Source organism: Haloferax sp. YSSS75 (assembly GCF_046764215.1).
Taxonomy (GTDB): domain Archaea; phylum Halobacteriota; class Halobacteria; order Halobacteriales; family Haloferacaceae; genus Haloferax.
Genome location: NZ_CP177208.1, coordinates 1 through 26,995 on the forward strand (window position 1 = coordinate 1; position 26,995 = coordinate 26,995).

General features: G+C 60.5%; 26 protein-coding genes. 15 read left to right on the plus strand and 11 right to left on the minus strand.

Features of this window, described 5'->3' with window-relative positions; all coding sequences use genetic code 11:
* Nucleotides 1-467 precede the first annotated feature (467 nt).
* The 8 genes from ACK3R5_RS17885 (at nucleotide 468) to ACK3R5_RS17920 (ending at nucleotide 9,650) form a co-directional block, all read left to right on the plus strand.
* Nucleotides 468-1,292: a ParA family protein gene (locus ACK3R5_RS17885; protein WP_411966281.1), complete on the plus strand. Its 825-nt coding sequence runs from the start codon at nucleotides 468-470 to the stop codon at nucleotides 1,290-1,292.
* Nucleotides 1,285-1,944 (plus strand): hypothetical protein, encoded by a 660-nt coding sequence (locus tag ACK3R5_RS17890; protein WP_411969035.1) that lies wholly within the window; start codon nucleotides 1,285-1,287, stop codon nucleotides 1,942-1,944. The genes ACK3R5_RS17885 and ACK3R5_RS17890 overlap by 8 nt, the downstream gene beginning before the upstream one ends.
* A gap of 1,091 nt (nucleotides 1,945-3,035) precedes the next feature.
* Nucleotides 3,036-4,286, plus strand: a complete 1,251-nt coding sequence (locus ACK3R5_RS17895) for an orc1/cdc6 family replication initiation protein (RefSeq protein ID WP_411969036.1) — start codon at nucleotides 3,036-3,038, stop codon at nucleotides 4,284-4,286.
* 442 nt (nucleotides 4,287-4,728) lie between these two features.
* The gene (locus ACK3R5_RS17900; protein WP_411969037.1) at nucleotides 4,729-4,851 is read left to right on the plus strand and encodes a hypothetical protein; all 123 of its coding nucleotides are present in this window, start codon (nucleotides 4,729-4,731) and stop codon (nucleotides 4,849-4,851) included.
* A 227-nt stretch (nucleotides 4,852-5,078) separates the two neighbouring features.
* On the plus strand, nucleotides 5,079-5,363 hold the full coding sequence (gene eif1A, locus ACK3R5_RS17905) for a translation initiation factor eIF-1A (protein WP_013035036.1): 285 nt from the start codon (nucleotides 5,079-5,081) through the stop codon (nucleotides 5,361-5,363).
* A 424-nt stretch (nucleotides 5,364-5,787) separates the two neighbouring features.
* Entirely contained in the window at nucleotides 5,788-7,263 is a 1,476-nt protein-coding gene (locus ACK3R5_RS17910) for an ATPase domain-containing protein (RefSeq protein WP_411969038.1), read from the plus strand.
* A 29-nt stretch (nucleotides 7,264-7,292) separates the two neighbouring features.
* The gene (locus ACK3R5_RS17915) at nucleotides 7,293-8,360 is read left to right on the plus strand and encodes a sensor histidine kinase (RefSeq protein WP_411969039.1); all 1,068 of its coding nucleotides are present in this window, start codon (nucleotides 7,293-7,295) and stop codon (nucleotides 8,358-8,360) included.
* Between the two features lie 78 nt (nucleotides 8,361-8,438).
* A complete protein-coding gene (locus ACK3R5_RS17920) occupies nucleotides 8,439-9,650 on the plus strand; it encodes a threonine synthase (protein ID WP_411969040.1) in 1,212 nt (403 codons plus the stop codon).
* Nucleotides 9,651-9,806: 156 nt separating this feature from the next.
* Here ACK3R5_RS17920 and ACK3R5_RS17925 read toward each other — a convergent pair whose 3' ends face one another.
* The 7 genes from ACK3R5_RS17925 to ACK3R5_RS17955 all read right to left on the minus strand — a co-directional run bounded on the left by ACK3R5_RS17925 (nucleotide 9,807) and on the right by ACK3R5_RS17955 (nucleotide 15,353).
* The gene (locus tag ACK3R5_RS17925; protein WP_411969041.1) at nucleotides 9,807-10,283 is read right to left on the minus strand and encodes a YbaK/EbsC family protein; all 477 of its coding nucleotides are present in this window, start codon (nucleotides 10,281-10,283) and stop codon (nucleotides 9,807-9,809) included.
* A gap of 51 nt (nucleotides 10,284-10,334) precedes the next feature.
* On the minus strand, nucleotides 10,335-11,477 hold the full coding sequence (locus ACK3R5_RS17930) for an aminotransferase class V-fold PLP-dependent enzyme (RefSeq protein ID WP_411969042.1): 1,143 nt from the start codon (nucleotides 11,475-11,477) through the stop codon (nucleotides 10,335-10,337).
* Complete coding sequence (locus ACK3R5_RS17935; RefSeq protein WP_411969043.1) at nucleotides 11,474-12,817, minus strand: M20 family metallopeptidase; 1,344 nt, start codon at nucleotides 12,815-12,817, stop codon at nucleotides 11,474-11,476. The genes ACK3R5_RS17930 and ACK3R5_RS17935 overlap by 4 nt, the downstream gene beginning before the upstream one ends.
* A gap of 127 nt (nucleotides 12,818-12,944) precedes the next feature.
* The gene (locus tag ACK3R5_RS17940) at nucleotides 12,945-13,448 is read right to left on the minus strand and encodes a type IV pilin (RefSeq protein WP_411969044.1); all 504 of its coding nucleotides are present in this window, start codon (nucleotides 13,446-13,448) and stop codon (nucleotides 12,945-12,947) included.
* A 250-nt stretch (nucleotides 13,449-13,698) separates the two neighbouring features.
* Nucleotides 13,699-14,118, minus strand: a complete 420-nt coding sequence (locus ACK3R5_RS17945) for a type IV pilin (RefSeq protein WP_411969045.1) — start codon at nucleotides 14,116-14,118, stop codon at nucleotides 13,699-13,701.
* Nucleotides 14,119-14,442: 324 nt separating this feature from the next.
* Complete coding sequence (locus ACK3R5_RS17950) at nucleotides 14,443-14,919, minus strand: SRPBCC family protein (protein WP_411969046.1); 477 nt, start codon at nucleotides 14,917-14,919, stop codon at nucleotides 14,443-14,445.
* A gap of 65 nt (nucleotides 14,920-14,984) precedes the next feature.
* Nucleotides 14,985-15,353 (minus strand): hypothetical protein, encoded by a 369-nt coding sequence (locus ACK3R5_RS17955; RefSeq protein ID WP_411966293.1) that lies wholly within the window; start codon nucleotides 15,351-15,353, stop codon nucleotides 14,985-14,987.
* Between the two features lie 92 nt (nucleotides 15,354-15,445).
* Here ACK3R5_RS17955 and ACK3R5_RS17960 point away from each other — a divergent pair, with 92 nt between their 5' ends.
* Genes ACK3R5_RS17960 through ACK3R5_RS17970 form a run of 3 tightly spaced genes read left to right on the plus strand, consistent with a single transcriptional unit; the run spans nucleotide 15,446 to nucleotide 16,706 of the window.
* Nucleotides 15,446-15,865: a VOC family protein gene (locus ACK3R5_RS17960; RefSeq protein ID WP_411966294.1), complete on the plus strand. Its 420-nt coding sequence runs from the start codon at nucleotides 15,446-15,448 to the stop codon at nucleotides 15,863-15,865.
* Nucleotides 15,801-16,067, plus strand: coding sequence for a hypothetical protein (locus ACK3R5_RS17965; protein WP_411969047.1), 267 nt, complete (start codon nucleotides 15,801-15,803; stop codon nucleotides 16,065-16,067). Before ACK3R5_RS17960 ends, ACK3R5_RS17965 begins: the two co-directional genes overlap by 65 nt.
* Nucleotides 16,068-16,097: 30 nt before the next feature.
* Nucleotides 16,098-16,706, plus strand: coding sequence for a hypothetical protein (locus ACK3R5_RS17970; protein ID WP_411969048.1), 609 nt, complete (start codon nucleotides 16,098-16,100; stop codon nucleotides 16,704-16,706).
* Nucleotides 16,707-16,708: 2 nt separating this feature from the next.
* Here ACK3R5_RS17970 and ACK3R5_RS17975 read toward each other — a convergent pair whose 3' ends face one another.
* The 4 genes from ACK3R5_RS17975 to ACK3R5_RS17990 all read right to left on the minus strand — a co-directional run bounded on the left by ACK3R5_RS17975 (nucleotide 16,709) and on the right by ACK3R5_RS17990 (nucleotide 21,247).
* A complete protein-coding gene (locus ACK3R5_RS17975) occupies nucleotides 16,709-17,719 on the minus strand; it encodes a hypothetical protein (RefSeq protein WP_411969049.1) in 1,011 nt (336 codons plus the stop codon).
* Nucleotides 17,720-17,724: 5 nt separating this feature from the next.
* Entirely contained in the window at nucleotides 17,725-18,606 is an 882-nt protein-coding gene (locus tag ACK3R5_RS17980; protein WP_411969050.1) for a CPBP family intramembrane glutamic endopeptidase, read from the minus strand.
* An 88-nt stretch (nucleotides 18,607-18,694) separates the two neighbouring features.
* On the minus strand, nucleotides 18,695-19,555 hold the full coding sequence (locus tag ACK3R5_RS17985; protein ID WP_411969051.1) for an ArsR/SmtB family transcription factor: 861 nt from the start codon (nucleotides 19,553-19,555) through the stop codon (nucleotides 18,695-18,697).
* Between the two features lie 27 nt (nucleotides 19,556-19,582).
* Entirely contained in the window at nucleotides 19,583-21,247 is a 1,665-nt protein-coding gene (locus tag ACK3R5_RS17990) for a PAS domain S-box protein (RefSeq protein WP_411969052.1), read from the minus strand.
* Nucleotides 21,248-21,416: 169 nt separating this feature from the next.
* Between ACK3R5_RS17990 and ACK3R5_RS17995 the strand changes: the two genes are divergently transcribed.
* The 4 genes from ACK3R5_RS17995 (at nucleotide 21,417) to ACK3R5_RS18010 (ending at nucleotide 26,966) form a co-directional block, all read left to right on the plus strand.
* Nucleotides 21,417-22,481 (plus strand): iron transporter, encoded by a 1,065-nt coding sequence (locus tag ACK3R5_RS17995; protein WP_411969053.1) that lies wholly within the window; start codon nucleotides 21,417-21,419, stop codon nucleotides 22,479-22,481.
* Nucleotides 22,482-22,591: 110 nt separating this feature from the next.
* Complete coding sequence (locus ACK3R5_RS18000) at nucleotides 22,592-22,849, plus strand: DNA-binding protein (protein ID WP_411966301.1); 258 nt, start codon at nucleotides 22,592-22,594, stop codon at nucleotides 22,847-22,849.
* Nucleotides 22,846-24,243 (plus strand): hypothetical protein, encoded by a 1,398-nt coding sequence (locus ACK3R5_RS18005; RefSeq protein WP_411969054.1) that lies wholly within the window; start codon nucleotides 22,846-22,848, stop codon nucleotides 24,241-24,243. Before ACK3R5_RS18000 ends, ACK3R5_RS18005 begins: the two co-directional genes overlap by 4 nt.
* Nucleotides 24,244-24,341: 98 nt before the next feature.
* Nucleotides 24,342-26,966, plus strand: coding sequence for a heavy metal translocating P-type ATPase (locus ACK3R5_RS18010; RefSeq protein ID WP_411969055.1), 2,625 nt, complete (start codon nucleotides 24,342-24,344; stop codon nucleotides 26,964-26,966).
* The last annotated feature ends 29 nt before the right edge of the window (nucleotides 26,967-26,995 follow it).

The window sequence follows — 26,995 nt, forward strand, 5'->3', positions numbered from 1 at the left end:
TTGCCGACACAGTCGGCGACCCCCAGGCGGTTTGCAGTGCCCAAACTGCGTCCGAACTCCACCAATTGCCGACTGTGAACAATCTTCTCAGTTCGCCAGCAGTCCAGAGGGTCTACACTGGGGAGACTGCGCGCACACTCCGAAATTCACAAACTCTTCACAGCCTGCACGAACTCCACAGAGTGCACAAACTCTACAGACTCCACAAACCCCACAAATTGTACAATTTGTACAAATTGTAGAATGTTGACAGCGTGTAGAATGTTCTCCCATTTCAAAATTCTACAACATTTCTGACTGTCTAAAAGTCGTGGATAGCATTATGTACCACGAGTTGGAAACTCAGTTCGAGTGCCCGTATGCCCACAGAGTCCACAATTCCAACCCGGCGTTCGCGGTTTGAACGGTTTGCACACCCCACAATTTGTACAAATTGTGGAATTTCCAAAGGACAGGAGGTCCGATAGATGTCGCGTGCAGTGAGCGTCTCCCTCCAGAAAGGTGGCGTCGGGAAGACGACAATCGCCATCAATCTCGCGGACGCACTCGCCGCTCGTGACAACGACGTCCTCCTCGTCGACTTAGACCAACAGGGGAACGCAACTGAAGGCGTCGGCATGAAGGAGGCCTACGAATCCGCCGACCCAAATATCGGTGACGTCCTGACCGACGACGACCCGGTCGACGTGCGCGAGACGATACACTCCCGCGACCACTTCGACGTCCTTCCAGCACACGTCGACCTCGACGACATCGAAGACAGAGTGCGAAACTCGACGTTCGGCGTACTGTGGGTGCGCCGACGAATCGTCGACCCGCTCCTCGACGACGAGTACGACTACATCGTCATCGACTCGCCGCCGAGTCTCGGACCACTGTCGGACGCCGCGCTCATCGGGACCGGTCACGTCGTCGTTCCACTGCTGATGAGTGAACCAAGTGTCAGCGGGTTCGAACGGATGTTCGAACAACAGATCGGTCCGATTCGTCGGGAAGTCGACCTCGATATCGTCGCCATCGTTCCAAACGACCTCACCGGGAACAACGAAGAGCGACGAATCATCCGTGACCTCGAAGCGTCTCCCTTCGAGAAGTTCATCCCGGGGTTCGCCCGGTCAGACCTCTTCGACGACCCCGACTCCAAAGGGCCAGGAATCCGCCACCGAATCGCGTTCAGTCGCGCGTGGCGTGACGGAAAGACGCTCCGAGAGTACGACCCGTCGAACGATATGCTCGACCGACTCGACGAACTCGCTGCAATCGTCGAACGAGGAGGAACCGACGATGCCTAAGGAGAATCGATTTGCAGGACTCGGAGAGGCGATGCAATCCGAGCCGAGCAACGACGACTCAGAACGGAGGGACGAGGCGGAGCAGCAAGACGAAGCCGAACAGGACGCAGACGGGACAGAAGTCGATTCCACATCGGCGGACGCCGTCTCGATGGCCGACGAAAATCAGGGTTCCGAAGACCGAGAGACGAAATCGAGTGGTGAGAACGACGATGACGCCGCGACGTCGGAGCGTCCCGTAGCTGAAGCAACGCCGGAAGCGGAAGTCGGAGCGGAAGCAGGAGCGGATGAGAAAGAAAACGAAGGGGGAGGGACAGGAGACGAAGAGGATGGGACAAGTGACGAAGAAGAAGGGACGGGTGACAGAAGAGATGGAGCAGGTGACGAGAGCAAGGTGGAAGACGGAGAAAACGGGCCAGCGTTCGAGTTCGAGGCGACGACGGCGAAGAGTATCTACGTGAGAGAAGAGACGCTCGAACGGCTGGACGACGCCGAGTTCGAAGTCGAATCAGTACTCCGACGAGAACACGACATCCGCGACCTGACCGGCCGAGAGTTCCACGACGCACTCATCCACGTCGCTGCCACGTACGTAGACGAGATTGCGGACGTGGTCGTCGAGAGACGAGAAGAGCGAGAATCACTCGACTAACACCGGTCGGGCATTCGACCAGTCGCGTTTGGCGGTTCGGAAGGATGGTGGGCAAGTCCTCCGAGACGCTAGAACAGCGGACACGGTGGTGTTGATTCTCGTTCGGGTGCGGTACGACAAACAAGCAGGAGGTGTTTTCGAACGCGGCGAGTTACGAGATGGTGTTGGCGACCTCGCTTCGAAGTTGGCACTCTACGACGGAGGAACCCAACACCAATTTGTCCGCAGTAATCGCGTCGTTGAGTTCCTGAGAAGGCAAAATACGTGGATGCCCGGAGTTTCGTAAACGAGGGATGCGTCGACGTCGAAATCAATCCAGTCGAGGACAACCCGGAGTGACCACTACACGGGTGAAGTTTCCTCGAACAGATTGCCCTCGGGATTCACGACGATTGCGAGTGCAGACAAGAGGTGAGAACAAGCATAGAGAAAGGGAGAGAACGAACACAGAAAATGGAGAGAACGAACACAGAGAAGAACTATCGCAGAAGGTTCTCGAGAGAGGTGAATCCCCGTCTCCATCGAGAGGGGAGGCGAACGGTCAGGGAGAAACGACCGACCGTGTGCTCGTCTCACTGACTGTAGACTCTCGAACGACACACCATCATGTCCGCTGTTCTATCGGTAGATAGCGCCTGAGAGTCTCGAAATTCAGTGAGTATAGATAGTTAGAGAATAGAAACAGTAAATATTCCCGGCTATTTGGCGGAGTTCGAAGGAACACTCACACCACTGTGTCCGCTGTTCTCGGTGAAAGAAGAAGGGGCCCCCCTCGGAAACGGTGGTCAGAGGATGACGGAGTTCCCTCGAAGTCGGGATCTCGTGGCCAACTGGAGTCGAGTCGCTGCGAGCCTAGACAGATTCACCTAACACAACGCCTAGTTTATCTCTATTACGGATTTGGTTTAACTTCTATTATTATAAATCTTTCCAATATTCAAACCAACCACAACGAACGCTCCACACGTTCGATTCGGAGAACAGCGGACATAGTGGAGGGGGTGTGTTCCCGGCAAACTATATAAACAACTGGAACAGCGGACACTCCGGACACCGTGGTTTTATAATCAAAGTGGTCGATACCTAGGAGTATGCCCCTCTTCGAGCGAGATACCGAAATCTATCGGGACCGGGATGCTCTTCGTGAGGATTACCAACCCGAGGAACTCGTGGGGCGTGACGAGGAACTCCGGACGTTCCAGGCGGCGCTTCAACCCGTTATCAACGGTGAGCAACCGAACAACATCTTCCTCTACGGAAAGACTGGCGTCGGGAAGACAGCAGCGTCACGATACCTTCTCAGTCACCTCCGCGAAGACGCGAGTCGATACGACGATATCGACCTTACCGTCGTGTTCTTGAACTGCGACGGACTCACGAGTTCGTATCAAATTGCGACTCGTCTCGTCAACGAGTTCCGGTCGGAACCGAACCAGATTAGCACGACGGGCTACCCACTCGGCTCAGTCTACGAGATGCTCTGGCAGGAACTCGACAACACGGGCGGGTCCATCATCGTCGTCCTCGACGAAATCGACCACGTCAACGACGACAGTATCCTGTACCAACTTCCGCGCGCACGCGCGAATGGAAACTTGGACGAGGCCAAAGTGGGTCTCATCGGTATCTCGAACGATTTCTCGTTCCGCGACGACCTCTCTCCGAAAGTCAAAAGCTCCCTGTGTGAACAGGAGATTCACTTCCCCGCGTACAACGCGAAGAACCTACAGGCGATTCTCGAACAACGGGCGAAAGTCGCGTTCCGCGACGGCGTCCTCTCCGACGAAGTCATCCCGCTCTGTGCAGCATACGGGGCGAAGGACGCCGGTGACGCGCGGCAGTCTATCGACTTACTGATGAAGGCCGGTGATTTGGCTCGCGACGACGACACCGACTGTATCACCGAAGAACACGTCAAGCGTGGTCGACGGGCGCTCGAACGGGGACGAATCAAAGAGGGCATCAACGGACTCACAGAACACGGCCATCTCGTCCTCTACTCTCTTTTGACCCTCGAGCTAGAGGGTGAGACACCGACTCGTTCGCGAGATGTTCGGCCGCGATACACCCGCTTTGCCGAACTCGCGAACCGTGACCCACTCGTCCCACGTCGGATGCGTGACCACCTGAGCGAACTCGCGATGCTCGGCATCGTCTCTGTCACCGAGCGCAACGAGGGCCGCCGAGGTGGGACGTACCGGGAGTACGCCCTCGATATGGACGTCGGACTCATCGTCTCGGCGATGCGTGATACGATCGACCTAGTCGGTGTTCACGAGACGGTCGAACCGTACCTCGACGGTGACCGTGCGAGCACTCTCGACGACTTCGTCGAACAGTAACACGGGGTTGAATACCCTGTACACGACTAGTCCCTCCTGATTACTCCGGACACAGTGGAGTTCGACGTGACGCCGGCGATGCTCTATCGACCCTTCGAACCCGGTGGGTCGACAGCTACCTGAAGACGGACTGCTTCACTGAAATGGCCCTCCTCCCGCGTTCTGGTCTTCCTGTACACTCCCGAAGACGAACACCACAATGTCCGCAGTAATCGTCGTCGCACGAACGCTGAGGGACCGCTCACACCCGAAAACTCTGTTTCGGACCTATCTGTAATCGGTGCGGTAGCTACCGCTGGTAATGCTGGATTCGAACAAGAATACGTGTGGGTGATACCACAGAACGTCGGACACGGTGGTGTCATAGAACGCCGGACACAGTGGTGTAGAACGGCGGACGCGATGGTGTTGTTCTCACGCCTCGGAGGGGTTCTCGTATCCGGTGTCGACGACGTTCGCTATCGTCGTGGGACGTATCGACGTGGGGCGGATGTCGTGGGGTAAGGTCTTCGCCCACCCACCGATTGCGTATCTCGGGACTCGCGAGGAACGCGCTCGGTGGTGAGTCGACTCGTCGGAACCGTGACTACCACTCGCCGGTGTACTCGATTCGATTGCAGAGTCGATGGGACTGAAGATGTTGTTCGAATCAGCAATTTGAGAGTGTGAAGGCAGCGATTACTGCGGACGAGATGGTGTCTGACGCAGGACTTCCTGGGGTTGTCCAACGCCCGTGGTGCATGGTAACTTGTACATCCTATGAGTTATCCGTCTTGGCCTCTGAGTATAGGTGTGAGCGAAAACCAAGGGCGTCGAAACCTTCGAATGCCCAACGATAACGAACTGTTCGCGGTCGTCACTGAGCACAACGGTGGGAACCACGTACGAATCCGCTGTGAAGACGGGAAGAACCGTATGGGCCGGATTCCCGGTCGAATGAAGTACCGGACGTGGATCAACGAGGGCGACGTCGTTCTCGTGGAACCGTGGGACTGGCAGGACGAAAAAGCGAACATCGAGTGGCGCTACACCGGCGAAGACGCGGACCAGCTCCGTCGCGAAGGCCACATCCAATAGACGACTTCTCTCGAACGGGATGATAGTCCGTTCGGACAAATTCTCACAGAACCCTTGGCCTCGCACTCTCAGTGACTACGGTGGGCGCGCGGAAGCGTCGTAGGTCTGTTTTGGAGTGTGCAGACGAGCTGTTGCTGTGTTTCCCTCTGTTTCGTAGAGTGTGCGTTTCCAATTGACGGCATTTCTATACAAACTACGCCCCGTTCGAATATGTGCCAAATTTATCAAAGAATCACCCTAAATATGTTGGGCCGGCGGTGGGTTTATAAGTTCACTCGAACCTCTTTAGAAGAATGATTCTCAGGTTTCTCGCCGACTGTCTGTCTGCGATACCTTCTCGGCGCGACCTCTCACGTTTCGGCGGGCCTTCTCTCACTCTTGACGAGAAAAAAGTGTCACTGTACCAGTTAAAACGGAGTACTCGATGACACCCGACGTAGAACCGTCTCGAATCTCGACAGGTGTCGACGGACTCGATTCGATTCTCCACGGCGGGTTGATAACTGGTCGGAGCTATCTCGTTCGGGGGCCTCCCGGAACTGGAAAGACGATACTCGGGGCACACTTCCTGAAGGAAGGCGTCGAACGCGGCGAGACGGTCCTCTTCATCAATCTCGAAGAGTCCGAGTCCGACGTCAGGCAGAACGCTGCCTCGCTCGGTATCGACCTTTCAGGTGTCGATTTCCTCGACTTGAGTCCGTCTGCCAACGTCTTCGCCGACGACCTGTCGTACGACATCTTCGCGTCGAGCGACGTCGAGAAAGAACCGTTCACAGACTCCGTAACCGACGCGATAACCGACCTTGAACCGGACCGCGTCTTCGTCGACCCGATTACGCAGTTACGCTTTCTGACCACCGACACCCACCAGTTCAGAAAACAGGCGATTGGGTTCATGGAGTATCTCACGTCGCAGGGCGCAACCGTGTTGTTCACGTCTCAGAATACGTCCGATACTCCCGACGACGACTTGCAGTTCTTGAGCGACGGTACTATCGAACTGGCCACCGCGGAGATGGGTCCGACAATCGACGTGCCGAAGTTCCGTGGGTCAGATACGGAGACGGGGACACACGCCATTTCGATAACTGACGAAGGTGCCGTCGTCTACCCCGAGTTGAAACCGTTAGAGTACTCTCGAACGTTCGCTTCTGAGTCGATTCCCTCTGGTGTCTCCGAAATCGACGACCTGCTGAACGGCGGCCTCGAACGAGGCACGGTGAGTGTCATCAGTGGCCCGACTGGCGTCGGGAAGACCACGCTCGGGACGCAGTTCATCAAGTCCGCAGCAGAACGTGGTGAACATTCTGTCCTCTACCTGTTCGAAGAGAGCTACTTCACGTTCCGGGAACGAAACGAGTCGATAGGGGTTCCGATTACGGAGATGGCAGAGAGTGGGTCGCTCCACATTCGAGAGATGGAACCGCTTCACCTCTCCCCACAGGAGTTCGCCCATCACGTCCGAACCCAAGTCGAAGAACACGGGGCGGAACTCGTGATGATAGACGGTATCAACGGGTTCCAGCTCTCCGTCCAAGGTGGCAAAGATGCGCTTATCAAGAAACTCCACGCACTCGGGCGGTATCTCAAGAACATGGGGGTCACCGTCATCTTCGTAGACGAACACCAACACGTCACCGGGGAGTTCAGTGCGACCAACTCCGGGGTGAGTTATCTCGCAGACAACATCGTCTTCCTCCAACACGTCGAGTTGGACGGCACGCTGGAGAAAGTCATCGGCGTGTTAAAAAAGCGGACGACGCAGTTCGAACGGACGCTCCGAAAGTTCGAGATAACTGACGAGGGGTTGGTCGTCGGGTCTCCGATGACCGACCTTCGAGGTATCCTCTCGGGGTCACCAGAGACGACGGCGTCCACACAGACGTCGTCAGATGAGTGACCAAACTGAATACAGCACCACGAACAACGATGTCTCACAATTCATCCCGCGCACAGTCGTGGGAAACTGAACACGAGCACCCGACCGACGATATGCGTCTCTTGCTCTTGTTCTCTCACGACCGAAACCGGGAGATTCTCTCGAAGAAGTTGACCCCGTATTACGACGTCTCGACGTCTACTGACACGCTCGACGACGGGTCGTTCGACCTCTGTATCCTCGACGAAGGCTCTCTGAAGACTCATCGCCGGACGCTCGTCGCCCACAAACACGCTGAAGAACCGGTGTTCTTACCGTATCTCCTCGTCGCTCGAACCGACGTCGACCAACTCGACACGTCGGTTCTCGAACTGGTCGACGAGATAATCACGGTTCCGATACTGCTCGAAGAACTCGGTCCGCGACTCAAATCCCTCCTCCGAAACCGACGACTCGCACAGGAACTGAGCGAGCGCGACGAACTCGAACAGATGGCGGCGATAATCTCTCACGACCTTCGAAATCCGTTGAACGTCGCCCGCGGAAACCTCGAACTCGGCCGTGAGACCCAGTCCGACGAGTATCTCCAGACGACCGAAGACGCGTTGGAGCGAATGAATTCGTTGATAGAGGACCTGCTCTCGTTCGCGAAGCAGGAGTACTCGAATCTCAATGTCGACCTGGTCTCACTCGGTAGCATCGCATCACGCTCGTGGGACCTCGTCGAGACTGGTGACGCCGAACTCGCCGTCGAACTGCCCCGAGACGTCTTCCTCATGGCCGATTCCAGTCGTCTCCAAAAGCTGTTCGCGAACCTGTACCGGAATGCGTACGAGCACAACGACGATCACCTTACGGTCACTGTCGGGTTGCTCGAAGACGGGTTCTACGTCGCAGACGACGGCGTTGGCGTCCCCGAAGAAGACCGACTCACCGTCTTCGAGAGAGGCTACTCGACGAACGACGATGGAACCGGATTCGGTCTCCCCATCGTCAAACGAGTCGCTGATGCACACTCGTGGTCCGTCGCAATCACCGAGAGCGAATCGGGTGGCGCGAAGTTCGACGTCACCGGTGTCGAATTACTGGACCAATCCGGGTCGCCACTCGGCGAGTAACGGGTACCGGGACGACTGGTCCGTGTCCACGCATCCGAAGTGTTTTCGACGAACTTCTCGTAGGACGAGTACACTCGAATGTCTCTCCGACGCGTCTGTTACGACTGCGGGTCGCACACGACGGCCCCCGTTGCCCGATGTCAGTGTGGCGAACCGTTGTGGCTCGACATCCACGACGGACCGTTCGACTGGGACGATACCACCGACGACCCGGGGATGTGGCGATACAGTCCACTCTTACCGGTCGAACGACCCGACGGACTCGCCACCGCCGCCGGTGGCACGCCCCTCGTTTCTGGGACGCGAGTAGACGCCTTCGCGGGGACGAACGTCCATCTCAAACTCGAAGGCGAACACCCGACTGGGAGCTTCAAAGACCGGGGGAGTGCGCTCGGTGTCGCCGCCGTCGACGCAGGACTCGTTGGCGACGTCGCGGCCGTCGGCACCGTCTCGCACGGGAACATGGCGATGAGTACCGCCGCGTTCGCCGCCGCGACGGATATCCCCTGTGCGGTGTTCGTCCCCGACGACATCCCACCCGAACGACTCGACGTCATCGCCCAGTTCGACCCGTCTGTCGTCACAGTAGCGGGTGACTACGGCCGCCTCTACGACCTGACGGTCCGACGAGGACCAGACCACGGTATCGTGTTTCTCAACTCCGACGTCCCGTTGCGAGTAGCGGGGCAAAAGACCACGACGCTCGAAATCTGTGAGGCGTTCGCGCCCGAGGTTCCGGACGCACTCGTGATGCCCGTCAGTAGCGGTGGTCACGCGAGTGGTGCGTGGAAAGCACTCCGCGAACTCGACGCCTGTGGCGCGATTGCCGAGGTTCCCGAACTCTACTTCGTTCAGGCGTCGGCCTGTGCTCCAATCGCCGAGGCGTATCAATCGGGCGCTGACGCTGTGACACGAGTCGACGCTGGCGAGACCATCGCCTACTCCATCGCGAACGCCGACCCGCCGAGTGGCACACGCGCACTCCGTGCCGCCCGCGACACTGGCGGCGGTGTCGTCGCCGTCGACGACGACGCGATTCTGAACGCCCGACGCGCGTTGGCAGTCGAGGCTGGCATCTCTGTCGAACCCGCGTCTGCGACGGCGCTCGCAGGGACCAAACAGTTGGTCGAACGCGGTGTTCTGGACGCGACTGCCGACGTCGCCGTCGTGTTGACTGGCACGGGACTGAAAGAGGCGACACCGTCCGGAGGTGCGACTGAATCCGCGCCGCACGTCGACCTCGACGGAGTCGACGCGTTCCTCACAGCGTTCGGCGGCGCAGGCGAGTAACCAGCGCCCCCATCATCGACCGAACCCAGTTGATGCGGCGTCGGGTTTCTACCATCGCTGTCGCTGTGGTGTCGAGTTCCAATCACCGCCGTCGGTGGCGTCTCGGGGCTCGACTCGAACAGCGGACATAGTGGTGTCGGAATCGGGGGACAGCGGTCACTCGAACACGTCTACGACGCGTGGGTCTGCGAGGGTGTGTAGGTCGTCGGGGGTGAGTCTGAACACCGCTTCTGGCGTCCCTGCGGCGGCCCATATCTCGTCGAACGTCTCGAACGTCGGGTCCGACAGTACGACGCAGTCCGTGTCGTGGCACGTCGGTGGGACGCCGCCGATGCTCCATCCGGTTGCGTCCTTCACCTCCGTGGCGTTGGCGCTGCGCACGGACGCCGGGTCGGCGTCGAATTCGGCCGCTAACTTCGCTTCGTCGACTCGGTTTGCCCCACTCGTGAGGACGACGACTGTCTCGTCACCGACGCGCATCACGATGCTCTTGACGATTTGTGCCACGTCACAACCGATTGCCGCCGCCGCATCGGCGGCAGTCTTCGTTCCTTCGGGAAACTCCTCGACTGCCGCGTCGAACCCGTACGTCTCGTGAATCTGCTCGGTGAACGCCTGCGCCGTGGGGTGCATACGCACGGTTTCTGCGTCTTCCGTTAAGAACGTTCGCGGACGCGGTGAACGTTACCGCTGGTCACCCTGCCGCCCCTGCCACCAGTTGTCTTCGAGTCCCGCGAGGAGTGTGTCTACGTCCGACTCGTCGTTGAACGTGTGGAACGAGGCGCGGACTGCGTTCGGTTCCGGTATCGTTCTGACGACGATACCGTCGTCTGCGAGTCGCTCGACGGTGTCCTCGGGGTCGTCGACGCGGAAGGAGACCAACCCGGACTCCGGTTCGGGGGGACTCACGAGTCGCTCGTCGGGAATCTCGTCGACGAATCGAGTAGTCAGGTCCGCGATGTGTCGCTCCGTCCGTTCGAGGCCGATTTCGTCTGCAACCTGGAGTGCCTCGCGGAGCGCGACGTGTGGTGCAGGACTCGTGGTTCCGATTTCGAAGCGCTTGGCTCCGGGTTCGAACTCCATCGTGTCGCTCGTCGGTTCTCTCACGCCGCGATAGCCGACTGCGTGGGGCTGGAGTGATTCGGCCACGTCGCGTTCGGCGTAGAGAAAGCCTGCACCCCACGGGCCGAGAAGCCACTTGTGGCCCGCGCCGGCGACGACGTCTGCGCCCCACTCGTGGACGTCGACGGGGAACTGACCGATAGCCTGGACGGCATCGACCACCGAAAGCGCGCCAGCGTCGCGCGCGATGTCGGTGAGTTCGCGGACCGGGAGTCGCGTTCCGTAGTTCCACGTGACGGCACTGAAACAGACGAGGTCGGCACCGGAGACTGCCTCGGCGTACTGGTCCACGTCGAGTCGCCCGTCTTCGCTTTCGACGACGCGAACTTCGACACCGTCGCGTTCGAGACGTCGCCACGGGAGGATACCGGCCGGATGTTCGAGGTCCGTTCTGACGACGACGTCACCGGGTTCCCAGTCCAGCGTGGTGCCGATGCGATTGATACCGTCTGTCGTGCTCTGTGTCAGTGCGATTTCGTCTGTCTCCGCACCGAGGAACGCGGCGACGTCCTCGCGGACCTCCTCGTAGGCGTCGAAGGCAGTCGGATACGGTCCGTCCGCGGCAGGTGAGTCGTACTCGTGGTATTCGAGAAACTGTGTCGCCCTGTCGACGACCCGTTGTGGACTCGGACCGTGTGCGCCGGTGTTCAGATAGACGGATTCGTCGAGTGCGGGGATAGACGCGCGAAGGTCATCGGGAGTCATCGAGAGTCGTCCGACAGTTCGGTCTTCGGCGGGATAATAGTGCTTAAAATTCCCACATCTGTGGAATCGAACGTCGCCGTTCCGGTGTCGAGGTGGGTTACGAGTTCGGCCGGGAGTCGAGCGTACACTTCGGCGTTGTCCACGAGTGCGTCTTCCGTCGTGAATTCGTCTACTGCGTGGACCGTGTCGGTTCCGAGGCCAAATTCGACCGTCGGAATCCCGGTGTTTCGGAGTCGCTTCGCGTCGCCACCACCCGTCGCACTCCGGCGGTACACCCGCGTCCCCGTCACCTCGCTGGCGACGTCTGCGACGGCGTTGACGAGGGGTCCATCGGGGTCCTCGTACGTCCCGAGAGACCAACTCACGTCGCCGATTTCCACGTCGGTGTGACCGGCGACGACGGCACGGACGGTGTCGAGAACCTGTTCGGTGTCGACGCCCGCCGTCAGACGAATATCGAGGTGGGCCTCCGCGACGTCGGGGACGACGTTGACCCGGTCACCGCCCGAGACGACGCCGAGATTGACCGACGGCAGTTCGAACAACTCGTGGGACTCCTCGGTTCCGAAGACCGGTTCGTAGTACGCGACTGATTCGTCGACGATTGCCTGCACGACGGGGCCGAAGTCGAACTGTATCTCGCGGAGCGTCGCTTCGATGTCGTCCACCGCGTTGCAGAGGCTGCGAATCGCGTTCGTTCCGAGCATCGGCCGTGACCCGTGGGCGGACTTCCCGGCCGCTTGGAGGGTCAACCAGATACTCCCTTTGTCGGCCACCGTCACCGAGTGCCTGCCGTTCTCACAGGTCGTCTCGCCGATGACACACGCGTCGGCGTCGAGTGGGTACTGGTCGAGGAGTGTCGGGAGGCCCGCCTCGCCCGCGACTTCCTCGTCGCTCACGAACGCGAAGACGAGCGTTGCCGCCGGCACGGTGTCCGTCTCGACGTAGGCTTTCGCCACGGCGAGCATCGACGCCACAGCACCCTTCATGTCGGTGGCTCCCCGGCCGTAGATTCGGTCGCCGACGCGTTCACCGAGCGGGTCGGACGACCACTCGTCTGCATCGAACGGGACCGTATCGAGGTGCCCCTGGAGGACGAGTGTTCGGTCTGTCGCTCCGGGGAGTGTCGCGACGAGATTCGGCTTGGTGGGGTCCGAGACGACGCGTGCTGTCTCGATGCCGAGGTCAGAGAAGAACGATTCGACCCACGAGACGACGTCGCGTGTGTCCCCCGGCGGGTTCTGCGTGTCGTGGCCGACGAGCGTGAGCGCGAGGTCAGACACCTCCTCGCGATGCTCACGCAGGTAGGTGACGACTGGGGCGGTGTCGGGAGTGGACATGGTGGTCTTTACGAGGACGTACGGAGTGCCACCGGATAAGTTTGTTCTCGATGTGCAAGACTGTAGAACGAGGCTGGCACTGTCGTGTCGGGTTCTCTAAAATGGGGGTTGGAAGGTCGGTGTGAATTTAGGCGCGTGGGCCACTCCACTTCTGGAGCGTGGCGGACGACGACCCGGATTCAGAGGTCCAGACGATACGGAAGGTGCCAGCACCGAGGTCACCGGTCGCATCGTCGCTGTAGGCGGTGATACTAGTGCCTGCGGTGATGTCGTCACCCGCTGAAATACCGGTGAAGTTAGCGAACTTGTGGGTGTTCAGTGGGGTTGCCCCTGCAGCAGCACCAGTGTCTGCTCTGAATTTGATGTTACTGCTAACGGAGAGCACACTCTCGTCGATGGAGTCACCACTTTCGAGAGCGATGGCGAGTTCGTCTGGTGTCCCTGTTGCGGATTCGTTCGTGTACTCGAAGCTGAAACTCGCCTGTGGTGCCGTCTCGCTGACTTGGTCACCCAGTCCCAGCACGAACGTCCCGATGACGGCGGCGAGGATGACTGTGATAGCGACCATGAGGATGACGCCGATGACCGGCGAGACTGCGCGCGACTCTGTGAGGAATTTCTTGATGTCCATTGTGTTTCTCCTAGGTAAACCGGCCGACCCCAGTGAAACGAGGACTCCCTGAATCCCGGTTTCAGTGTCTGTACACGGTACCTATAGGATACCTTGACGTTCTCCAGACAGATAAAGTCTAGTTGATATGTATTGTTCGATGTCAGGTGCCAAGGGCGACGAAGCGTACTAGAGCAGTCGCTCGGGAGTCAAAATAGCGAGGAGGGAGTGAATGACCTATGGGGGGCCGGTTGTCGTCAGCGGTTCAGGTTCAGGCGTTGTAGGTCCACTTCTGGAGGGTGGCCGAGTCGCCGTTGTCCGAGGTCCAGATGACGCGGACAGTGTCGCCGTTCGATTGTGCACCGTTCAGGACGTAGGATTCGCCTGCGTTGATCTGGTCATCGGGCCAATCAGTACCCATCGCACCGCTGTCAGCGACGACAGTGACTTGCGAAGCGGGGATTGCATCACCGCTTTCGTGGGTAATGGTCAACGTTTCTGAACCTGCCACAGAGTTGTCGTAGTCGAAGCTGAAACTCGCCTGTGGCGCGTTGTCGCCGACCTGGTCGCCCAGGCCGAGGACGAAGGTGCCGATGACGGCTGCGAGGATGACTGTGATGGCGACCATCAGGATGACGCCAATGACTGGCGAGACTGCGCGTGATTCGCTGAGGAATTTCTTGATATCCATTGTTCTAAGCCAGGACCGGTCTCGGAGCCCACATCGCGCCCCCACATACGGGACTTCGAGCGGCTTCTCGTGCCAGTTCCTGTTAGCAGACCGTATGTTCTGTCTATATTTAATTTCAAGTTGAATAACGGGTCTATTCCGTTGGTTTAAACCGGGTTAAGCGTGCTCTAACGGCCGAATTCGGGACTTTAGAGGATAGTACCAGATGTGTACCTGTACGAAACCGACACGACATATGACGCTCACGACGGAAGATATCACCCGTAGTTACTGCGGACACGGTGGTGTTGTCTGCACCGGTCGGTTCGCGTCCGAACGACTGCGTTACGCTTCTGTCTCTTCGGCGTCTGTTACTGTCGCTGCCTCCCCGGACGCCAACGTCTCGGCGCGGGTTTTCATCGCTTCGTTCACGAGTTCGAAGTTTCGCCTGGTGCTGTCGCCCATGAGTCGGTTGACGAGTCCGACGAGGACGCCAGAGAACGTCTCCGACTGAGTGAGACGGGACCGGCCCTCGTCGAGCTCCTCGACGACGAATCGGTGTTCACCGTCGAAGAGGCCGGGTACGAGGAGGTGGCCGAGCCATCGAAGTTCACTGCCGTCGGCCTGCAGCACCGTCGGTTTGAACGTTGGTACTCGGCCGGCTTTCGGTCCGGGTGAGACGGCGAGCGTCGTGCCGACGACTGGGTCGCCGTCGATACGTGTGTAGTCGTTCCACTCGTGGTAGCTATCGAAGTCCGTGAGAACCTGCCAGACAGTCTCGCTGGGTGCGTCTATGTCTATCGAGGTTGTGAGTTGATCCACACAACAGAATCGACGAGTGAGGAGATAAGCGTGCACTGACGGTGGGTCGTTGCGCGTGTGACCGACTACTGCGGGGCGTGCCAGAATTCGGGCGTCGCCTCGAAGTCGATCTCCGCGTCGGAGGGTGCGCGCTCGTAGAGGGCGTCGTGGACCGCTTTGTAGCCCGCGCGGGCACCTTGCTGTGCGAGTTCGGGGTGGTCGCGCGTGTCGAAGACGATGCGCCACTCACCGTTCGTGAGGTGGAGGCCGAGGATGTACTTCCCACGGATGTTGACGACGAGTTGGTACGCGTGCGGAATCGTCTCACCGTCTCGTTCGAGGTGGTATCCTCGGACGGCAATCGCCTGCTGGACGGCCTCCTGTGCTTCGAGTTCGTCGACGAACGATTGGGTGACGGCCGTCGGCGGCAGCGATTCGACGAGTGTCTCGCTCATACCCTATCTCGATGGGTGAGAGAGTAAAGGAGACACGGTCTGACGTTGCGTCGAACGAAGCGTCTTTGCGTCTCGACACCGGCGACGACAGTATGTCTTCACTCAGTGCGCACCACGTCGGTATCACGGTCAGTGACCTCGATTCTGCAGTCGCATTCTATCGCGACACCCTCGGTTTGTCGCTCGCAGACCGGTTCGAAGTGAGTGGTGAGGCGTTCTCGACGGCAGTCGGAGTCGAGCACGCGACTGGCCGCTTTGCCCACCTCGACGGGGGTGACGTCCGCATCGAACTCGTCGAGTACGACCCGGAAGGCGATACTCGCTCGAACGCGACGCTCGACCAACCCGGTGCGACACACCTCGGCCTCTCGGTGGACGACGTCGACGCAGTCGTCGCCGACCTGCCGTCGGACGTCGAGACGCTGAGCGACCCCCAGACGACGTCGAGTGGGACGCGAATCGTCTTCCTCCGCGACCCGGAGGGCAATCTGGTCGAACTCCTCGAAGTCTGACGCCGGCGACGGGAACGACGGGAAGGACTCGAAGGACTCGAAGGACTCGAAGGAAGCGAAGGACTCGAAGGAAGCGAAGGAAGCGAAGGACTCGAAGGAAGCGAAGGAAGCGAAGGAAGCGAAGGAAGCGAAGGACGCGGACCCCCCGGCCAACGAAGGGGGAAGCCCCAAGTGCGAGACGGGCGAACTCTCTCACAGATGATTGCACGACAGCGCGGCGGAGGGCAGGTTCGTGGGGCGTAGGGAGTCCCTCGAAGCGGACGTCTTTCAGCCCCTGTGGGCGGCGGGATGGCAGTGGCTTTGGATTGTCGCCGGCGCGCTGTTCCTCGGCGTCTATCTCATCGTCGAGTTCGGTGACCTCCTCGAAGGAGTCGGCATCATCGTCGGCGGGAGCGCACTCGCGGGACTCGGTATCTGGTACGTCGACCAACAGTACGAAGCAGTCCTCGACGCCGGTATCGAACAAGCCCAAACTGCCGTCCTCGACGTGGTCGGTGCAGACGGCGACGACAGCGAGGTGTCTTCGATACCTACCGAGGGTCGGGCACTGCTGTTGGTCTCACCGGCACGGGAGTACGAGTTGACGACGTTCGTCGTCGCCCCCGACGCCCTCGTCGTCCACGACGACACCACGGTCAGTCTCGCTCATCGGTACGTTTCGGTCGGTGACGACGGACAACGCTACGAGTACGCGCACCTCTCTTCGGTAGCGTACGAAGACGGCCACTTGCGCGTCGTGCTGGCAGACGGAACTGCCGAGTCGTTCGACGTATCGAGCGACCCGACGAGCGCGCTGTCAGCCGTTCGTGAACGGATGGCCGTGGCGGACGACCAGAACTGAACTCACGCCCTGACCGCTTCGACGACCTGATAGTGCCATTCGTAGACGTCGTCTGCAGTCAGGTCGGCGAGTGCCGTGGCGTCGAGCGTCACCGTCTCGGCTTCGACGGTGGCGACTGCGGCGAAGGGGTCCATCGAGAGGAGTCGACTTCCGTAGGCTTCGTCCCACGCCTCGAGTGGGATGCGCTCTGCTTCGACGAGGTGTGAGAGGGCGCGATAGAACGTGCGTTGCATCCACCGAACGGGAAGTCCGTCGTCAGATTGGTCACGTGCGTATCGGTCGATGTCGTCCCAGAGAGCGGCGATGACGCCCCGACGCTCGTGAACTGTCTCCATCGACCCGTCCCCAGTCGACATCGCAGATTGGAGTCGCGTCCCCCAGTCGTCGGGCCGCCAGTCGAGCGACCGACTCAGATTGACGAGCCACTTCTCGTGGGGGAGATACTCCTCGTTGACGGCGAACAACGACTCGACCAGTGGCCCGATGGCGTTGTCGAGGACGTAATGTGCCTGGAGGGCGTCGCCGCGTCGTATCCAGCACGCTGTCGTGAGTCTGAAGTGCCACCAGCAGTCGAAGAGCAGACCCTCGGCGTGGTCGAGTCCCGGCGGGGGTTCGAGGTGGTCGTCGAAGGCGGCGGCGAGTCGCCCCTCTGGGTCGTACAGAATCTCGGCGTACGAGCGGTCCCACTGCTCGGTGTCCGACCACGTCTCAGATTCGAACGTGTCGATTCGTTCTATCTCGATGTCGTACAGTTGGTCGTCGACGACGGTGATGCCGATGGGTACCGGCGCTCGACCACTCGTCCACGTTTCGTAACCGTCTGCCGAGAGATAGAGGGTGAGGTCGATTTCTGACAGTTCGTCTCCGTATCCGCGCGAGAGACCACCGTTGAGCGTCACGCCGACGACGTCGGGGAGCGACTCGAACTGCTGACGTGTCGCTTCGAGATGGTCGCGGAGACGCTGTGCGTCGTTCGGGTGGTCGATGGTCGGCGTCGGTCTGTGGGGTTCCACGTGTGTCAGTCCTCTAGTTGGGGTGCGGAACTGTCGGGTCTCCGCTGTCCGGCCGAGAGACGAATCCCGACGACTGCGATGACGATGGCGACGACGGCCCACGTGATGACTGCGTGTGAGACGTACATCGACACGAGCGACTCCCAGTTGACGATATCACCGACGATGACGGCGTCGACGTCGAGTGGCACGCGCCCCTGCGTCGAGTTGTCCGTCCCGTGCATGACCATCGCGAGGAACGCACTCCCGCCCGACCCGTTGTACACCCACGCCAGCAGGATGGAGAACGCGACGATGCCGACGAAGTACGAGGCGGTCAACACGAGTGGCCAATCGGCACGCATCCCGTCGGGGAAGATGAACTGCGGGAGGTGCCATCCACCCCAGAGCAGTCCGACGATGACTGCGGCCCGGAACGCGCCGTATCGGTCCTGTAACTCTGGTTGGGCGAACCCACGCCACCCCAACTCCTCTTGGCCGCCGCCGATGAGCGTCCCGAGGACGATGCCGATGACGATAGAAATCGGGTCGAACTCGAAGGTACTCCAGTCGACGGGGCCACCGAGTGCCCACGAAGCGATGCCCGCAGCGTAGGTGATGAGAAACGGGATGCCGATACCCAGAGCGTACCACTTCGGGTGGACCCGGAATTTGAGGATGTCCCGCAACCATCCCCGGACGGACTCACCACTCACCGTGAGAACGATAGCGGCGGCGACACCGGGTGAGAGAGGACTCAGGAACCCATCGAAGAACCACGTCGTCCACGAGGGTTCCATCCCGGCGAGAGTCACCGCGCCTTCGATACTCCACGAGATGGCGTACGTGAGGAGGAAGAACGAGGCGATTCGATGCCGGCGAATCCAATCGGTGATGGAGGGGGCCATACAGAGAGATTGGTGGGAGAGTAGAAATAAGTATCTAATATTTTACATATTGTCAGAGACACAACTCAAATTCCTTTGAGCGAACACGTCACTCGATATCGATTGTCACGGCTCCGTCGACGATGGTTACGACGAACCTCTCGTCGATGACGTCCGTCTCGACGTGTGCTTCGAATGGATTATCGGACACAGTCGTAACCACCCACTCGGCCGTGTAGGAGTAGACGTTCCATGGCCGGACGTTCGTCGCGTCACGTTCGTCAGACCAGTACGCGGCGACGAGTGCTGGGTGGTAGAACACACAGAGTTCGACGGGTGCGTACACCTGATTGAAACACCGCCGACAGGTCGCTGTGACGACGTACTCTTCGGTGCGTGGAGACGTCCGCTGTCGACTCGATGCGTCCACGATTCCGCCACACGTCGGGCACGTTCCGTCGAGAGCCATCCCCAGTTCGTGGTAGACGCGACGGTCACACGACTGAAGAATTTCTTCGGGCGTCCGGCCGACTGCCTGCGATGGTGGAAGGTCGTACTTCGCAACCGTCTCGCCGCACTCTCGGCAGGTGACGGACAAGAACGGTTCTTCGAACGCGGCGCGCAACGCGGTGTGTTCGCAGTGTGGACACGTCCCGTCTATCGGTGTCGGGTCGAACGACGGGTGTTCCGTATAGGTCCCGGCGTAGACTGCTCGAACGACACGCTCGCCCGCCTGCGTCAGTCCGTACTTGTCACCGAACTTCTGGACGAACACGCCGTCGAGTCGTCCGAGGTGGTACGACAACTGCGACGTACTCTCGATGTCGAGTCGTTCGTAGAGGTCCGAAAAGGTCAGTCGAGACGCCGTCTCCCGTGCAGCAGATTCCAGAATTTGGAGGATATCGAGGCGGAGTTCACTCCCGAGTGCACCGAATGTAGACTCCGGACTCCCGTCTCGGTTGTCGGTCATTCGTCTCTGACGACGTGAGTGACGCTCCTAAGTTTTCGTGCTGCGGTTGGCGCCTACCGGGTCGGTGTCGCACCGTGTCGCCTTCGCGGCCCCCTCGACTGGCAGTTCGATTTCTATCGACGCACCACCGAGGGGTGTCTCGTCCAGTCTGGTGCTTCCACCAGCCTTCGTCACGACCCAGTAAATCAACCACAAGCCCATTCCCGTGCCGTGTTCGAGCGGTGTCTCCCGCCCTCGTTCGATAGCCAACCACTCGCCTTCGGGGAGTCCGGGGCCGTCGTCACTGACTCTGACGACGACTCGTCCCTCGTCTCGTGGACTTCTGGACACGTCGACGTGGACGGTTTCGCCACCGTGTTCGAGGGCGTTCGTCAGCAACTCGCAGACGGCGACGCTGACGCGACTATCGACGCGCGCACTGATATCAGCGGGGACGTCGACGACGACCCTCGAATCTGGGTACGACGCACTCACCTTCGTCGTCGAATATTCGATAATCTCGGACAGTTCTTTCGTCGTCCCGTCCCCTTCGAGGACCTCTGCGACAGTCTGTGCTTTTTTCGAGAGTGCGACGAGTTCCTTCGACGCCGTGACGATATTTTCCGCGTCGGCGTAGATGCCTTCGTCGTCCGTCTCGTCTCGAACCATCTGTGCGTACCCACCGATGACGTTCATCCGGTTTCTGAGGTTGTGACGGAACATCCGATTCAGGACGCCGAGGCGTTGTCTCACCACCTCGGAATCGGTGATATCCGACTGGATGGCGACGAAACCCTGTATCTCGTCGTCCTGGTGAATCGGCGCTATCGTCTGAATCGCCGTGTATAGTTCGCCGCCCTTTCGCTGGTCGACGATTCGCTCCTGCCACGTCTCTCCGGACTGAATCGCGGTCCACAGGTCCTCGTAGTAGGACGTGTCCATCTCACCGGAATTGAGAATCTTGGGTGTCGCGCCGATTGCCTCGCTCCGAGAGTAGCCAGTAATCTGTTCGAACGCCGGGTTGACGTAGGTTATCTCCCCGGTTTTCGTCGTGAGGTATATCGCGTGACCCGCCTGGTCGATAGCCATCTCGTACTCGCGGAGACGGCGTTCTCGCTGTTTCTGTTCTGTCGTATCGACGAGGACGCCCACCAGTTCTGAGACTGCTCCCGATTCGTCGCGAATCAGTGCTGTCGAGAGGAGAAACTCGCGCACCTCTCCCTCTCGGTTCTTCAGTTCCACCTCGACGTTCGAGATGCCGCCTTCGCTAATCGACTGACGGAGTAACCGCTTGATTTCGATTTGGCGGTCCGTCGACACCGTCGGAAGGGGTTTGCCCAACACCTCGGCTTTCGACCACCCGAAGATGTCCGTCGCCGCTTCGTTCCACCGTGTCACCCGTTCGTCGGGCGTCACTGCGAGTATCGGGACCGGTGACGCCGAAACGACGTTCTCCAGTTGCCGCAAGGAGGCCCGAACGGACGCCTGTTGTGCTTCGATTCGCCGGTTCTTCCGATTGACGAGCAGACCGACGAACGCGCTCGAGACGACGACGAAAAAGAGACCTTTCGCGATTGCGAGCGCCGACGCGACTGGCGTCCCGAAGACGAAAGCGAGGGCGAGTTCGCCACCGAGGATACCAAACGACCCGAAACCGAGGTATGCAGTTGCGATTGCCCGGCCGTTGTAAGTATCTGGTAACGAATCGTTCATTCACGGAGTAATGCCCAACTGTACAATTAAACGTGGTGCGTAATACCACGAGTTGACAATGAGAGATACTCGCCTCGAAAGCGGGTGTAGAAGCGGAACCGACATTGCTCTCCGACCGTAACTCCCGACGACACACTCCGACGCCGACGTGGTCGGAGTGGAACGCTTCATGAGACGACGCGACGCACTCAAGACCCTCGGAATTGGCGCGCTCACAGCGACTGCAGGGTGTCTCGGCGGATTCGAACAGCAGTCTGCGTGGCGCGACCCCCCGCTCGTCGAAAACCGGCCCGACGCGGTGTACCTCCCCGCACTCACCGAAGGGATGAAGATGTACGGAAAGACGACTGTCGGCCCGTACGGCGTCGCACTGTCGTACTCCTACCCCCACAGATTCTGGTCTGTCGCAGGGACGGAGTTACAGAAGACGGTCGTCGAGGCGGACGACTCGCTGCACTTGATGGCGTCGCTGTGGGACACGGAGACGGGGACTGTGCTCCCGTTCGACGCGGGCGTCTCTATCGAGATTCTCCGAGATGGGTCCCTCGTCAGCGAGGAAGTCGCCTACCCCATGCTGTCCCAACAGATGGGGATGCACTACGGGTCGAACTACGCACTCGACGGCGAGGGCGACTACCGGGCACGGGTGACGGTGGGGGGCACGTCGCTCCACCGGACGGGGTCGTTCGCGGGTCGGTTCGAGACGGCCGAGACGGCGGTGTTCGACTTCACGTTCGAGACGGACGAACTCTACGACGTGGAACTGAAGCGCCTCGGTGACGAGGCGGGAACCCGCGGTGCGGTTCCGGCGATGCAGATGATGGGGATGCCCACGGGCAAGGCTCCCGAAATCGACTCCCTCCCCGGGAGACATCTCGGCCGACAGACGAGCGGTGACGCCCGCTTCGACGCCTTCCTCGTCGACGACGGGTCCCGATTCGACGCCGAAGCGTCGTACCTCGGTGTCGTCGCGCGGACGCCACACAACGAGTTCGTCTTGCCGATGATGGGGATTCGTGGAACTGTCGAACGAGATGGGTCGACGCTCCTCGATGGCGACAGACTTCGGCGCACGCTCGACTCTGACGTTGGATACCACTACGGCGTCGGCGTTCAGTCGCTCGAATCGGGTGATACAGTGACGCTCACTGTGGACGTTCCCCCACAGGTCGCCCGGCACGACGGGTACGAAACGGCGTTCCTCTCGTTCGACCCGATGCAGTTCGAGGTCTGACGAGGCGACGTCGTTCGGGTGACGACGGGGTGATTCGCTGGCCGACCCGTGAAGACCGCTCAACAGAAACGTTCAGGAACCGCCACTGCCGAACTTCGAACAGTCGACGGATGAGCACGGATATCGACGCAGCACAGGACCGACACGTCTGCCAGCGATGCGGTGAGGCGTACCCCACAGAGCGCCTGCTGGTGCTCCACGGGGGCGCACGCCACCCCGACGATTTGGACGCCGCCGAAGTCGAAGCGTATCGCGAGGCGTACTACGAGGAAGAAGCCCAACTGAAGTCGTTCCGTATTCGAGCACTCGGCGTCCTCGTCGCACTGTACTTCGGGTTCCTCATCCTGTTCATCCTCTTTGCCTCATGACTCCCCCATCACATCTCCGCCGTGTTGGTTTCGGCGTCCTCCTCGCGAGTCTGTTCGCACTGCTGTCAGACCCTGTCGCCGCGAGTAACGCTGCCGTCGGACTCGCAGGCGCATCACAGGACAACCTCGCCGTCCCTCGATGGCTCTACCTCGCAACCGGCGGCGCGACGGTGGGTGCGTCCGCCCTCCTCGCGAGTTTCGTCACCGACCGACGATTCATCGACCAGGTTCACAGATGGCGACGGTCGGTTGCGGTCACTGGGACGTTCACACGCGGCCTCGGAATCGCAGGCCGCCTCCTCGGTGTCGTCCTCCTCGTCTTGCTCGTCTATCTCGGCTACACCGGCCCGCAGATTCCGACGGTCAGTTTCGCTATCATCGTCACCTTCGCTGGCCTTCGCGCGGGATACACGATGTTCACCTACCTCGTGACGGATACGTGGCGCGCGCTCAACCCGTGGCGGACAGTCGCGAGTCTCTTCCCGAACGGGTTCGTCGAGTACCCCGACCGGTTCGGGCGGTGGCCTGCCGTCGCCGGCATCCTCGTCCTCGTGTGGGTGGAGACGGCCGTCGGCGTCACGCGGCAACCGTCGATACTGGCAACCGCTATCGTCGTCTATTCTCTGGTCACCGTCGTGGGCGCAATCGCAGTCGGTGTCGACGTCTGGTTCGACCGTATCGACCCAGTCTCCGTGTTCCTCCACTTCTACGGCCGTGTCGCCCCGATTCGCGTCTCCGACGACGGCCTCTCGGTTCGCCTGCCGGGGATGCGACTCGTCACCGACGACCAGATTGCTGACGTCGCCGACGTCGCTATCGCCGTCGTCCTCGTGTGGGAACTCACGTTCAGTGGGTTCGTCACGACACAACCGGGGGCGACGTCTATCAGGACGCTCGTCGAGGCTGGACTCCCGCCACTCCTCGTCTACGCCGTCGTCTATCTCGGCGGGTTCGCCGCGTTCCTCGGCCTCTATCTCCTCGCTGCTCGGGTGACGGCCCGACGCATCGCGACGTTCGAGTCGCCGCGGGCACTCGCCGTCACGTTCGCGCCGTCACTGCTCGCAATCGCCGCGGGCTACCACCTCGCGCACTACTTCGGCTTCTTCGTGTCGCTGTCGCCCATGCTGGTCGGGGCGCTGTCGTCGCCGCTTTCGCCCCCCGCGAATCCCGTCGTCCTCACACTCCCGTCGTGGTTCGGCGGCCTCAACGTCGCGTTCGTTCTGGTCGGTCACCTGCTGGCCGTCTGGGTCGCACACTCACAGGCGTACGCGACGTTCCCCAGTCGGATGCAGGCCGTTCGGAGCCAGTTCGCCTTCGTCGCCGTGATGATTCTCTACACGATTCTCAGCCTGTGGCTGGTTTCACTCCCGACTGCCGCGCCGCCGTTCCTCTAGTGAGTATTAATCTAGCAAGCACTTTTTATTAAAGTAGAATAACAATCGGCCCTTTCGTAACAGATGGATTATTAACTCACCGCTGGCTAGTGCCGGTAATGACCGAACACGAGGGGCGCACCCAGGACGAACCGGTGGGCGCGTCCGCGGACTCTCAGTCTGACGATTGCGGGTGCGGTGACGCCTGCGACGTCGATACAGCGGCCGAGACACCGTCAGGTGACGGTCCGACCGCTGTGAACGCACGGAGTCGGGCCGAGTTCGGCGTCCCAGAGATGGACTGCCCGTCCTGCGCCGGGAAAGTCGAGTCGAGCGTTCGCCGTCTCGACGGTATCGGCGACATCGACCCGCAGGTGACGACGGGCCGTCTCGTCGTGGATTACGACCCCGACAGGACGAACCTCGGCGATATCAAGTCCAGTATCGAAGGTGCCGGATACGCCGTCGACGACGAACCGAGCGTCCGGACTGTCACGCTCACCGTCCCGGATATGGACTGTCCATCCTGTGCGGGGAAGGTGGAAAACGCACTCGACACCGTCCCGGGCGTCCTCGAATACGACACTCGCCCGACGACGGGAACTGCTATCGTCACGATTACGGCCGATACAGACCCGAACGACGTCGTCACGGCGGTGGAAAACGCCGGCTACGAAGTCACCGGAACCGACGCCGACGAACTCGACGACGCGGACACCGACACCGACCGGACGAGTGTCTGGCGGAGTACACGCGCGCTCAAGACGTGGGTCAGTGGTGCGTTTCTCGCCGCAGGCATCGCTACCGAGTGGGTCTTCGGCATCGAACTCGTCGTCGCGACACTCCTCGGCGTCTCGATAACTCTCCCCGAGATGTTCTATCTCGTCGGTGCCGCCGTCGGCGGACAGGAAATCCTCCGGAACGGCTACTACTCCGCCCGAAACCGGAGTCTCGACATCGACTTGCTGATGTCGACGGCGATTATCAGCGCCGTCACGGCCAGTCTCATCTCGCCGCCGACGAGTCTCTACTTCGAGGCGGCGACGCTCGCGTTCCTCTTTAGCGTCTCCGAACTCCTCGAACGCTACTCGATGGACCAGACACGGAACTCGCTTCGAGAACTGATGGACCTCTCGCCCGACGAGGCGACGGTTCGCCGCGACGGCACCGAACAGGTCGTTCCGGTGGAAGCAGTCGAAATCGGTGACGTCGTCGTCGTCAAACCGGGGGAGAAGATTCCCGTCGACGGGACAGTGCTCGACGGCGAGAGTGCCGTCAACCAGGCCCCGATTACCGGTGAGTCCGTCCCCGTGGACAAAGCAGAAGGTGACGAAGTGTACGCCGGGACGGTCAACGAAGCGGGCTATCTGGAAGTCCGTGTCGACTCCGCCGCGGGCGACGACACCCTCTCGCGCATCGTCTCGATGGTCGAAGACGCACAGGCGAACAAGACCGAACGCGAGCAGTTCGTCGAGCGGTTCTCGGGGTACTACACGCCGTTTATGGTCGTCGTCGCGCTCGGTGTCGCCACGATTCCCCCACTCGTCTTCGGATTAGACTGGGTGACGTGGTTCGTCTACGGTATCACCATGCTCGTCCTCGCGTGCCCGTGTGCGTTCGTCATCTCGACGCCCGTCTCCGTCGTCTCCGGCATCACCTCGGCGGCCCGAAACGGCGTCCTCATCAAGGGCGGCACCCACCTCGAAGCGATGGGTGCCGTCGAGGCTATCGCCATCGACAAGACGGGGACGTTGACCAAAGGCGAACTCACCGTCACCGACGTGGTGCCACTGAATGGAAACACGGAAGACGACGTCCTCCGCTGTGCTCGTGGCCTCGAAATGCGGAGCGAACATCCGATTGGTGAGGCCATCGTCGCGCACGCGGACGACAACGAACTCGACTCCCGCGACGTCGCCGGATTCGAGAGTATCACCGGGAAGGGTGTCCGGGCGAACCTCGACGGTGTCCCCCACTACGCCGGCAAACCCGGCCTCTTCGAGGAACTCGACTTCCACCTCGACCACGTCCACATCACCGACCCCGGCGACACGCTCTCGGCGGACGTGCAGACGCTCTGCGACAGGCAGGGGTGTCTCAACCTCGTCGAAGACACGATTCCGCGATTGCAGGCCGAAGGGAAGACAGTCGTCCTCGTCGGGACGGAAGACGAACTCGAAGGTATCGTCGCCGTCGCAGACGAGGTTCGCGCCGACGCGAGAGCGACTGTCGAACGACTCCAGTCGTTCGGCCTCTCGGTGGTCATGCTCACCGGCGACAACGAGGGGACAGCGCGCGCAATCGCCGAACAGGTCGGCGTCGACGACTTCCGGGCGGGACTCCTCCCGGAGGACAAGGTCACCGCAGTCGAGGGCTTACTCGACGAGTACGAGTCGGTGGCGATGGTCGGCGACGGCATCAACGACGCGCCGGCGCTGGCAACTGCGACAGTCGGCATCGCGATGGGTGCCGCCGGCACCGACACCGCACTGGAGACGGCCGATATCGCACTCATGGCCGACGATATCTCCAAACTGCCGTATCTCTACGAACTCTCTCACCAGGCGAACCGCGTCATCCGGCAGAACATCTGGGCGTCGCTCGCCATCAAGGCGATTCTCGCCGTCGGTGTTCCGTTCGGATACGTCAGTGTCGCGCTGGCGGTGCTCGCTGGCGACGCCGGGATGACACTCGGCGTGACGGGCAACGCGATGCGACTGGCACGGATTCGCCCCGACGAGTAACGCACGCTACCACCTCACACGGAATTCTC

Excerpts from the sequence above, each read along its gene's own strand:
- ACK3R5_RS18005 (WP_411969054.1), top strand. The coding sequence starts at position 22,846 with ATGACTCCCCCATCACATCTCCGCCGTGTTGGTTTCGGCGTCCTCCTC.
- ACK3R5_RS17995 (WP_411969053.1), top strand. The coding sequence starts at position 21,417 with ATGAGACGACGCGACGCACTCAAGACCCTCGGAATTGGCGCGCTCACA.
- ACK3R5_RS17960 (WP_411966294.1), top strand. The coding sequence starts at position 15,446 with ATGTCTTCACTCAGTGCGCACCACGTCGGTATCACGGTCAGTGACCTC.
- ACK3R5_RS18000 (WP_411966301.1), top strand. The coding sequence starts at position 22,592 with ATGAGCACGGATATCGACGCAGCACAGGACCGACACGTCTGCCAGCGA.
- ACK3R5_RS17940 (WP_411969044.1), bottom strand. The coding sequence starts at position 13,448 with ATGGACATCAAGAAATTCCTCACAGAGTCGCGCGCAGTCTCGCCGGTC.
- ACK3R5_RS17935 (WP_411969043.1), bottom strand. The coding sequence starts at position 12,817 with ATGTCCACTCCCGACACCGCCCCAGTCGTCACCTACCTGCGTGAGCAT.
- ACK3R5_RS17930 (WP_411969042.1), bottom strand. The coding sequence starts at position 11,477 with ATGACTCCCGATGACCTTCGCGCGTCTATCCCCGCACTCGACGAATCC.
- ACK3R5_RS17945 (WP_411969045.1), bottom strand. The coding sequence starts at position 14,118 with ATGGATATCAAGAAATTCCTCAGCGAATCACGCGCAGTCTCGCCAGTC.
- ACK3R5_RS17955 (WP_411966293.1), bottom strand. The coding sequence starts at position 15,353 with ATGAGCGAGACACTCGTCGAATCGCTGCCGCCGACGGCCGTCACCCAA.
- ACK3R5_RS17990 (WP_411969052.1), bottom strand. The coding sequence starts at position 21,247 with ATGAACGATTCGTTACCAGATACTTACAACGGCCGGGCAATCGCAACT.
- ACK3R5_RS17910 (WP_411969038.1), top strand. The coding sequence starts at position 5,788 with ATGACACCCGACGTAGAACCGTCTCGAATCTCGACAGGTGTCGACGGA.
- ACK3R5_RS17895 (WP_411969036.1), top strand. The coding sequence starts at position 3,036 with ATGCCCCTCTTCGAGCGAGATACCGAAATCTATCGGGACCGGGATGCT.
- ACK3R5_RS17915 (WP_411969039.1), top strand. The coding sequence starts at position 7,293 with ATGTCTCACAATTCATCCCGCGCACAGTCGTGGGAAACTGAACACGAG.
- ACK3R5_RS18010 (WP_411969055.1), top strand. The coding sequence starts at position 24,342 with ATGACCGAACACGAGGGGCGCACCCAGGACGAACCGGTGGGCGCGTCC.
- ACK3R5_RS17925 (WP_411969041.1), bottom strand. The coding sequence starts at position 10,283 with ATGCACCCCACGGCGCAGGCGTTCACCGAGCAGATTCACGAGACGTAC.
- ACK3R5_RS17890 (WP_411969035.1), top strand. The coding sequence starts at position 1,285 with ATGCCTAAGGAGAATCGATTTGCAGGACTCGGAGAGGCGATGCAATCC.
- ACK3R5_RS17920 (WP_411969040.1), top strand. The coding sequence starts at position 8,439 with ATGTCTCTCCGACGCGTCTGTTACGACTGCGGGTCGCACACGACGGCC.
- ACK3R5_RS17885 (WP_411966281.1), top strand. The coding sequence starts at position 468 with ATGTCGCGTGCAGTGAGCGTCTCCCTCCAGAAAGGTGGCGTCGGGAAG.
- ACK3R5_RS17980 (WP_411969050.1), bottom strand. The coding sequence starts at position 18,606 with ATGGCCCCCTCCATCACCGATTGGATTCGCCGGCATCGAATCGCCTCG.
- ACK3R5_RS17985 (WP_411969051.1), bottom strand. The coding sequence starts at position 19,555 with ATGACCGACAACCGAGACGGGAGTCCGGAGTCTACATTCGGTGCACTC.